Genomic DNA, 9402 nt, shown 5'->3' on the forward strand with positions numbered 1-9402 from the left:
CGTGGGCACTCCCGCCCAAGGTGGATTGAACCTTCCGGGCGAGAGCCTTCGTCCGAAACTCTCCTCCATCATTTTGCAGCGGCGTGCCGCCTTCCGCCGTATCAACCAAGGCCCCCCCACCCCTTCCATCGAGGAGGCGGGCAAGCACCATTCCCCCTTCAGTATCATCCTGAGCGTGAACCGGTTCAGAAAAACCACCGAGGAACAGTTGCGGCACCTGAAGGAAGCCGGGCTGACCGCCTATTTCGTTCAGGTTCCATCTTCATCGGGATTGTTGGATCGCCTCTACCTGGGGGCTTTCGAGACCCTGGGCAAGGCCCAGGAATTCCTCCGAAACCGCGTCGTTCCGGCCGTTCCCAAGGGAGAGCACCCCTTTGTCGACCGCCTCCCCTACACCCTGGAGGTCGGCCGCCGCCTCGCCCCTGGCGAGGCGGATGTCCTCCGCGTTATCCTCAAGGCGGCGGGACTTTCGCCGCGCGAGGAGAAGAACGAGGATTCCGTTCGCATCCTCGTCGGGGCGTTCCGCCTGCCGGGTGAATCGGTGGAGACGGCCCGGCTGCTCCAAAGCCAAGCCATTCCGTTCCGCCTCGTCGCGCGCTAGACGCCGCATCGCCTTCGGTGGAAGGAGCTGTTGATGGCCTTTTCCCAAAAACGAGCTGCTCACGCCGGAGGCCCGAGGCTTGCGCCCTTTCTCCTCATTTCCGGGATCGTTCTGATCGGCACCGTGATCGCCTTCGCCCTGACGAAAACCTCGGCCTTCATGGTCATCGCCGGCCTTATCGGCACGATACTTCTCGCCGTCAGCTTCTTCAGCCCCGAATTCGGCGTCGCCCTTCTGATCATGTCCATGCTGCTCTCACCCGAGATCGGCGCCGGTGCGGCGGGGGGGGGCACCTCCGTCGAACCCAGCCGCTCCGTGGTCGTCCGCCTCGACGACATCCTTCTCGTCATTCTCTCGGCCGCCTGGTTCGCCCGGACGGCGATCCACAAGGATCTCGGCCTTGTCCGCAAGAGCCCCCTCAACCGCCCCATCGGCCTCTACGTGCTCAGCTGCGCGGTTTCCACCATTCTCGGGTTCATGGCGGGAACCGTGAAGGGAAAAATCGGGACCTTCTTCGTCCTCCGCTACATCGAGTACTTCGTCGTCTATTTCATGGCGATCAATTTCATCAACACGCGCGCCATCATCCGCCGCTTCATGAACATCGCCATCATCACCGCGATCGTCATCGCTGCCTACGGGGTCTACCAGATCCCCTCCGGCGTCCGTGTGTCGGCGCCCTTCGAGGGCGAAGCGGGCGAGCCCAACACGATGGGCGGCTACCTTCTCATACTGATGTGCATGGCGGGCGGGCAGCTCCTCATGTCCCGCCGCCCGCGGGAGATATTCAAGTGGGTCGGCTACATCGCGTTCCTCGGCCTCCCCTTGCTCTTCACCGGAAGCCGGTCTTCCTGGCTGGGCGTTCCGGCGTCGATTCTCGCCTTTCTCCTTTTTTCCCACAAGAAAAAGGAAATTTTCGCCGTCGTCCTCTTGCTCTCCTTCTCGGCGCCCGCCCTGCTTCCCGAATCCGTGAAGGAGCGCCTGCTCTTCACGTTCAAGCAGAGCAAGCAGACCCGGGCCAAACAGCTCGAGGTGGGCGGCGTGCGCCTGGACTCCTCCACCACGGCCCGGCTCGACAGCTGGAAAGTCGCCGTGGACGGCTGGAAGCAAAAGCCCATCCTCGGCTGGGGCATCACCGGGATGGTATTCATCGATGCGCAGTACGTGCGCACCCTCGCGGAAACCGGCCTCGTCGGGATGGCCGCGTTCGCCTGGCTGATGTGGGCCTACTTCCAGTGCGGCATCGCCGCACTGCGCGGCTCTCCGGACCGCTACCAGCGGGGGATTGTGCTCGGCTATCTGGCGGGGCTGTTCGGGCTCGCCATCCATGGCCTCGGCTCCAACACCTTCATCATTCTCCGCATCATGGAACCCTGGATGCTCTTCACGGCGATCGTCGTCGTCATTCCCGAGATCCAAGAACGCCGCAACAAGAAATGGGAAGAGAAGGAGCCCCTGTACAAAGAGGCAGGTCTGATCGAGGAGGAAACCCCCAAAGAAGAGACCGCTCCCCCCGAGGCGGAAGCGCCCGGCGAGGAGGAGAGCACCGAAAGGGTTTTCGAAAAGAAACTCTCCAGCTGGGAATCCTTCCTGGAGCGCGAGACCATCGAGCTGAAGCGGCAGGCCATCGAGGCGGAATTCGAAAAACTCGAGAAACTCCACTTCCGGGACCCGAATAAGACCCTGGTGAAGATGGCCGCGGCCCGCCAGGAGACCCCCGCGAACGGACCGAAGCCCGCCGCGAACGGAAAAGCCGCCGCTGTCCTGGAGCGTCCAAAGCCCGAACGCAAGAAACACGTATTCTTCCCGAAAAAAGACCTTCGATAAACACCGTGACGCCGTACACCATTCTCTACTGCCACCACTACGAACAAATCAGCGGCGGCGAAACCAGCCTGCTCGAGCTCTTCCGCACCCTGGACCGCGAGCAGTTCCGGCCGCTTCTGGCCGGCCCCGCCGAGGGTCCCTTTCCCGAGGCGGCGCGGGCGCTCGGCGTCGAGGTCATCCCCCACGCCTACCGCCCCCTCCGGCGGATCGGGGCGCTCTTGGGGAGCGGCGGCCGCCTCGCGAAAATCGCCCAGGACAATAACGCATCCCTCCTGCACGCCAACGCGCCGGTGACCAACATCCCGGCCGCCATCGCCGGTCGCATCGCGCGCCGGCCCGTCATCTGGCACGCCCGCGTCCTGGCGGGCCCGGGAGAGATTGACCTCGACCGTCATCTCTCCTTCCTTCCCAACCTCATCATCTCGAACTCAGACGCCATCCGGGAGCGGTTCCGCTTCAGGGGGAAACTTCGGCAAAACGCCATCACCATCATCAACGGAGTGGACACCGGGCGCTTTCACCCCGGCATCTCCGGCGAAGCGGCGCGGCAGAAACTTTCCCTTCCCGCCGAGGCCACCGTCTTCGGGGTGGTGGGGCGCATCTCTCCCATCAAGGGGCAAGCCACTTTCATCGAGGCGGCAATCGCGCTTCTTGAAAAATATCCAAAAGCGCAATTCCTGCTGATCGGCGCGGGTCTTTTTTCGGGGGAATCGGCGCACGAGCGTGCCCTGCGCAATAAGGTGCATGAGCGAAATCTCCATGATCGGATTCACTTTTGCGGCTACCAAAGCGACGTCCGTCCCTTCATGGCCGCCCTCGATGTCTGCGTCGTGCCCTCGGATCAGGAAGGGTGCGGCCGGGCCATCTTCGAGGCGATGGCCATGGAAAAACCCGTCATCGGAACCGGAACGGGCGGCACCCCCGAGATCATCACAGATGAAGAGACGGGGATTCTCATCCCGGCGCGCGATCCGGCGGCGCTGGCCACCGCCATGGAACGCCTGCTGGAGGATGATGCCCTCCGGAAGAAGATGGGGGGCGCGGGAAGGCGCAAGGTAGAGGCACAGTTCACGCTGGAGGCCCACGCCCTGAAAACCGAAACGGCCTATCTCAAGCTTTTGGAGGGAGTTCGCTCAAATGGATAGGCTTGCGGGCGAGTTCCGGCATCACGACAAGGGCCGCCCGCTCGCCTGGGCGGCGGAGTGCGCACCCGTCCGGGACGATGCGACAGGGAACGAGGCCATCGTCCTTGGGCCCGCCGGCATCCGGCAAGATGAGATTGCGCGTGAGCTGGCGCGGCATCCTGAGAGAGCGTCCGAGGCCCTCTCGGCGTTCCGCGCGTGGGGCGGCGGCTTCGCCTTCGCCCTTTGGGAGCGGGAAAAGCAGTCCCTCGCATTGGGATGCGACCCGCTGGGGCTGCAGCCGCTCTATTACAGCGAATCGCCGGGCGGCCTCCGCTTCGGGGGGCGCCTCGCCGATACCCTGCGAGAAGGCGAGGGAGAAAAGCTGCATCTGGCCTCCTGTGCGCATTTTCTCCTTTTTCTCTCCGTCCCGGCGGGGAGGACGCTCCTCGGCCGGGTGCGCCGGATATTCCCGGGGGCGCGGGTCCGCTTCCCGCAGAATGATGAGGAGGACGCCGCCTTGTTCCCCCTCGCTCCCCCCGCTCTCCCGTCGCGAGGGGACGCCGCAAAACGGCTTCTCGAGGCCCTCCGGGGGGCCGTCCGCGCGGCGGTGGCGGATCTGCCGGAGGATGCGCCGGTGGGGCTCCTTCTCAGCGGGGGCACCGACAGCACCGCCCTGCTCGCCCTCTTGCGCGAGGCGCGCAAGGGTCCCATCGCCGCGATTCATGTTTCCCCAAAGGACAGCCCCGATCGGCCCTATGCCCGCGAGATGGCGGAGAGATACGGCGCGGAGCTTCTGGACGCCGAAATCACCGGAACGGACGCGAGAGAGAGCCTGGGCTGGATCGTGGCGGCCATGGAATCGCCCGGGGGAAACGCCTCCGCCGTCGCCACCCACCGGGCGCTCGCGATGGCGGGAGAGCGGGGGGTGCGGCGCGTCCTGACCGGGCTGGGGAGCGATGAGACGTTCTGCGGCCATGCGAAGCACATTCTGGCGCCCTGGTGGCCCTGGGTTGCGCGGCTTCCGGCGGGCCTGCGCCCCGGAGGGCTCCTCGCCCGCGCGGCGGGCGGCAGCGAGGCGCTCGGCCGGGCACTGGCCGAAGAAAAAGGACCGGAGGAGATGCACCGCGCGATGTACGGTTTTTTCGGGAAGGAAATGGAGGCACAACTTCTCGGAGCGATGCCAAAATTCGCGCAGATACCCGATCTTCCCTGGCGATCGGCTGAGGCGGAGCGCTTTCCGCCCGGCTATGCGTCCGCAATCTTCCAGATCGATCTCAACCTCTGGCTCCGGGCGGCGCTGGCGCCGATGGCGGGCGCGCTCGCCGCGGCGCAGGGAGTGGAGCTGGCGATGCCCTTCTGCGCACCAGAGATGTGGAACCTCTCGGCGGCGATGCCGCTGTCGTGGAAGGTGTCGGGGCGGCGGGGAAAGAAAATCCTCGAAGAAGCGCTGTCCGGCACCATCCCGGAGGAGATCTTCCGCCGGCCGCGGCAGGGCTTTTCCGTTCCGATGGACAGATGGCTCCGCGAGGAACTCAAGGAGACGGCGGCCGAACACCTTGCCCCCGGGCGGGTGGCGAGGTGGTACATCGCCAATCCGGAGGCCATCGAGTATCTCCACCGCCGGCACACCGCCGGCCGGGCGGACTGGGGCCTGCCCCTCTGGGCCTGGACCACTTTTTCCATGTGGTACGCGCAGTTCGTGGAAGGGAAAGACGCCCCCCCCGAGCCGCTTTAGCCCGCCGATATCCCGCCGTCCACCATCACCCGCGCCCCGTTCATGAAGTCATTGACGGGCGAGACCAGGAAGAGCGCCGTCTCGGCGACTTTGGCCGGATCTCCAAACTGGCGGATGGGGACTTTCTCGCGGCGCGATTTGGCGACTTCCGGATCGTTTTCGTGCCTCGTCTTCCCCCGGCCGCTCGCCGTGGGCCCGAGGGCCAGGCAGTTGACGCGGATCCCGAGCGGGCCGAGCTCCAGCGCGAGGCATTTCGTCAGGTTGTGGAGCACCGTCTTCGTACACGAGTAGAGGGAAAAATCCGGGGTGCCGTGCTCCCCGGCGTCGGAGCCAATCATGAGAATGTGGCCGGACTTTTGCCCCACCATGTAGCGTGCCGCCTCGCGCGAGGCGTAGTAGGCCTGCTTGGCGTTCACCTCGAAGAGCAACTCGATGGCCTCGTCCTGAACGTCCACGATCTTGCTGAGGTTCCGGGTGCCCGCGCTGTTGACCAGAATGTCCACGCCGCCCAGAAAAGCGATGCCGTCGTTCACGAGTTTGGCCGCGTTCCGCCCGATCGAGAGATCGTAGCAGTCCCCGCCCGCCTTGACGCCCGCCTGGGCGGCGGCATCCACCGTCTCCTGCATCCCGGCGGCGTTGCTTCCGCCCGCCACCCAGACACTCGCGCCCGCCTGGGCATAGCGGACGGCGATCGCGGCACCGAGCCCCCCCGAGGCGCCCGTCACAACGGCCCGCTTTCCTTCCAGAATTTTCTCTGTCATCTTCCGCCTCCATGCATATCGAACCTTTTCCGCGCCCCGGCCCTCCGGGCGGCCCCGATTTTGACACTTCGGCGTATGATCCACAAAGGGAAGGCCCCTCTCCGCCGGAGAAAGCGGGCTATTTCCTCCACTTTCCCCCTTTTATGAAAAGAAATGAAAACGTAGAATGAAATCAGGAGGCGCCGCACCGATGGACCGCACAACCGCCCCGGGAGGCCAACGCCCGGAGAGTTTCGCCCGGGGGCTTTGTATCTGCTTGATACTATTTTAATTTTTTGAATTAATACCCGGGGTACACTTTGGCCGGGGCGGTTCATCCAAGGAGTTGGCGTGCGGATTTTACATCTCATCACCCGGCTGGACCGCGGCGGCTCGGCGGATAACACTCTGTACAGCTGCATGGGCCAGATTCGCGCAGGACACGAAGTGACGCTGGCGGTGGGACCGGGAATCACGGAAGAGAGCCCGCTTTTGGAGGAGGCCGAGGCTTTGGGGGTTCAAACGGTGCGCATTCCCTCGCTCGTCCGCTCCCTCCGCCCGCTGAGCGACCTCTCGGCCCTTTGGGCCTGCTTCCGCCTCATCCGAAAGGGAGGCTTCGATCTCGTGCACACCCACACCTCGAAGGCCGGCATCCTCGGGCGCCTTGCGGCGCGGCTGGCAAACGGGTGCGCCGTAGTCCATACCCCCCACGGGCATATCTTCTACGGCTATTTCGGACCCGCCGTCACCCGCCTTTTCATCTGGGCCGAGCGCCTCGCCGCGCGGTGGACCGACGCCATCATCACCCTCACCCGCCTGGAGGAGGAAGAACATCTCGCCGTCGGCATCGGCCGACCCGAGCTGTTCACCCGCATCTTCAGCGGAATCCCCCTGCCGAAAAGCGGCGCGCCCCGCTCGCCGGAGGAGCGCTCCGAGCGCCGCCGGAGCCTGGGGCTTCCCGCGGAGTGTCTGCTGATCGGCTCCATCGGCCGGCTGGACCCGATCAAGGGGCACGAACATCTGCTCCGCGCCTTCGCCCGGATTCTTCCCCGGCACCCGGAGGCCCGCCTGATCCTCGTCGGCGACGGGGAGCTGCGCGCCCACTGCGAAGCCCTGGCCCGTGAACTCGGCATCGCGGAAAACACATTCTTTCCCGGCTGGCAGAATGCGGCGGTACGCTATCTCGAAGCGATGGACATATTCGTTCTCCCCTCCCTGAACGAGGGGATGAGCCGGGCTGTGGTGGAAGCAATGGCGGCCGGAGTGGCGGTGATCGCGAGCCGGGTCGGCGGCGTCCCCGAGCTCATCGAGGAGGAACGGAACGGGCTGCTGGTCCCTCCGGCCGACCCCGTGGCCCTGGCCGGAGCGATGGAGCGGCTTCTTGCCGACCGCGAGCTGCGCGAGCGCATGGGCTGCGAGGGACTGCGGCAGACCTCCGAATACTCCGTCGAAAAGATGATCGATCGCATCGAAGCGCTTTATATGAAAATCCGCCCCTCCGCCGCAAAGAAAGGATCGCCTGCATGAACCCCTTACACCGGCGCCTGCTGACGGGGCTTTTCTCGGCCTTGATCCTGCTCGCCCTGACGGGCACCGCGATGGCCGGCGCCGCCGGGGGCACCGAACGGAAGCCCTACCGCGGCGTCATCCACGTCCACACCACCTACAGCACCGGCGAGCTCACGGCGCGGGAGATCGTTCAAAAGGCCAAGGAGGCGGGCATCCAAATCGTCGTTTTCACCGATCACGATCTGGTCCGCGTCTCGTGGGGGCTCCCCCCTTTCCGCAACCTGATCAGCCGCCAGGTGGACGCGCGGCCGTCCGTCCTGCAGATCGGCGTCGAAAAATACTTCAACGACATCGAGGAGCTGCAGCGCCAGAATCCGAACATGGTCATCCTCCCGGCCATTGAAACGGCGCCTTTTTACTACTCCACCGGAAATCCGATCCTCGGCGAGCTGACGATCCACGACTGGCGGCGCCACCTCCTCCTGCTCGGGCTCGGCCGAAAAGCCGTTCAGGACCTCCCCATCCCCAACAACGGCTGGAGCACCCGCTACTTCTGGAACCTCCTCCCCGGGACGATCCTTTACCTGATCCCGCTGTTCTTCTCGCTCGTTTTGCTTCTCTTCCGGGGCATCACCCGGTGGGTGGGCCTCGTCATCTTTCTCGTGGCTCTCATCGGGGCTCTCGATGCCCACCCCTTCAAGTCCAGCCCCTTCAGCCCGCAGGCGGGCCCCCAGGGGGTACGCCCCTACCAGGAGATCATCAACTACACCGAGGAAAAGGGCGGCTTCGCCCTCTGGGCCCACCAGGGCTCGCTGCTGACAAACCAGAAGGTCGGCCCCGCCATCATGAAGACGGCGCCCCACTCGGAGGTGCTCATCAAAACCACCGGGTACTGGGGCTTCGACGCCATCTACGAGGATCGCTTCAAGGCCAGCCATCCCGGCGAGGAATGGGACAAGATCCTGGTCGGGTTCCTGAACGGCCTGCGCCCCCGCCCCATCTGGGGATACGGCGGGCTCGACTTCCACAGCGAGCAGGAACTCGGCGGGCGGAAACGGCTCGGGAACATCACCAACGTATTTCTCATGGAGGAAATTTCCGAGGACGCCTTCCTTCGCTCCCTCATCAACGGAAGGTTCTACACTGTTCGCGGCTACACGGACGCCCGGCTCCAGCTGGAGGAGTTCCGCATCCTCTCGCCCGACGAAAAAACTTCGGAGAGCCTGGGCGGCACCGTTCGATTCAACGGCCCGCCCCGCGTGCGGTTTGAAATCAACACGCAGAACGGGGCGTCCGTCAAGGTGCGGGCCCGGCTCATCCGCATGGGAGCTGTCGTGCGCATCTTCGAGGGCATGACCCCGCTCCGGGTCGATTTTTCCGACACCGACGAAATCCCGCAACAGCGGTTCTACTACCGGCTTGATGTCAAGGGCATGCAGCAGATCAAAGTCATCGACGGAGAACACCTGCTCACCAACCCCGTCTTCGTTCGGAGAGTGGACGCGGCTTCAGGCAAAAAGGAAACCCCATGAACATACTCGCCATCGGGCCCCATCCCGACGATCTGGAATACGGATGCGGCGGAACCCTCGCCCGCTACGCCGCCGGCGGCCATCGCGTCAACATGCTTGTCCTGACCCAGGGCGGCGAGGGCGGGGACGCTTCCATCCGGCGGCGCGAGCAGGAGACGGCGGCGGAAATCCTCGGCATCCAGGAGCTGACCTTCGGAGAATACCCCGACACGCGCATCCCCCTCGATAAGGACTTCATCTCCTTTCTCGAAGGCATGATGGAGAAAACGAAGCCAGACATCATCTTCGTGCATCACGGGAACGATACCCATCAGGACCACCGCACCGTCCACAC

Annotated in this window: 8 protein-coding genes; 7 read left to right on the forward strand and 1 reads right to left on the reverse strand. The window is 64.7% G+C overall.

Going from position 1 to position 9402, the window contains the following annotated elements; genetic code table 11:
* The 4 genes from O2807_07170 to O2807_07185 all read left to right on the forward strand — a co-directional run.
* Positions 1–601 (forward strand): hypothetical protein (locus tag O2807_07170; GenBank protein MDA1000282.1); only part of this gene is annotated, 601 nt, incomplete at its 5' end.
* Positions 602–634: 33 nt separating this feature from the next.
* Positions 635–2428, forward strand: coding sequence for an O-antigen ligase family protein (locus O2807_07175; protein ID MDA1000283.1), 1794 nt, complete (start codon positions 635–637; stop codon positions 2426–2428).
* A 5-nt stretch (positions 2429–2433) separates the two neighbouring features.
* The gene (locus O2807_07180) at positions 2434–3573 is read left to right on the forward strand and encodes a glycosyltransferase family 4 protein (GenBank protein ID MDA1000284.1); all 1140 of its coding nucleotides are present in this window, start codon (positions 2434–2436) and stop codon (positions 3571–3573) included.
* The gene (locus tag O2807_07185; protein MDA1000285.1) at positions 3566–5287 is read left to right on the forward strand and encodes an asparagine synthase C-terminal domain-containing protein; all 1722 of its coding nucleotides are present in this window, start codon (positions 3566–3568) and stop codon (positions 5285–5287) included. The genes O2807_07180 and O2807_07185 overlap by 8 nt, the downstream gene beginning before the upstream one ends.
* Here the strand turns inward: O2807_07185 and O2807_07190 are convergent.
* Positions 5284–6048 (reverse strand): SDR family NAD(P)-dependent oxidoreductase, encoded by a 765-nt coding sequence (locus O2807_07190; GenBank protein MDA1000286.1) that lies wholly within the window; start codon positions 6046–6048, stop codon positions 5284–5286. The two genes, O2807_07185 and O2807_07190, sit on opposite strands and share 4 nt — an antisense overlap.
* A gap of 330 nt (positions 6049–6378) precedes the next feature.
* Between O2807_07190 and O2807_07195 the strand changes: the two genes are divergently transcribed.
* From O2807_07195 to O2807_07205, 3 genes are all read left to right on the forward strand, one after another.
* A complete protein-coding gene (locus tag O2807_07195; GenBank protein ID MDA1000287.1) occupies positions 6379–7554 on the forward strand; it encodes a glycosyltransferase family 4 protein in 1176 nt (391 codons plus the stop codon).
* The gene (locus tag O2807_07200) at positions 7551–9068 is read left to right on the forward strand and encodes a PHP domain-containing protein (GenBank protein ID MDA1000288.1); all 1518 of its coding nucleotides are present in this window, start codon (positions 7551–7553) and stop codon (positions 9066–9068) included. Before O2807_07195 ends, O2807_07200 begins: the two co-directional genes overlap by 4 nt.
* Positions 9065–9402 (forward strand): PIG-L family deacetylase (locus O2807_07205; protein MDA1000289.1); only part of this gene is annotated, 338 nt, incomplete at its 3' end. The genes O2807_07200 and O2807_07205, both read left to right, overlap by 4 nt.

The organism is bacterium, assembly GCA_027622355.1.
Taxonomy (GTDB): domain Bacteria; phylum UBA8248; class UBA8248; order UBA8248; family UBA8248; genus JAQBZT01.

Excerpts from the sequence above, each read along its gene's own strand:
- O2807_07175 (MDA1000283.1), top strand. The coding sequence starts at position 635 with ATGGCCTTTTCCCAAAAACGAGCTGCTCACGCCGGAGGCCCGAGGCTT.
- O2807_07185 (MDA1000285.1), top strand. The coding sequence starts at position 3,566 with ATGGATAGGCTTGCGGGCGAGTTCCGGCATCACGACAAGGGCCGCCCG.
- O2807_07190 (MDA1000286.1), bottom strand. The coding sequence starts at position 6,048 with ATGACAGAGAAAATTCTGGAAGGAAAGCGGGCCGTTGTGACGGGCGCC.
- O2807_07200 (MDA1000288.1), top strand. The coding sequence starts at position 7,551 with ATGAACCCCTTACACCGGCGCCTGCTGACGGGGCTTTTCTCGGCCTTG.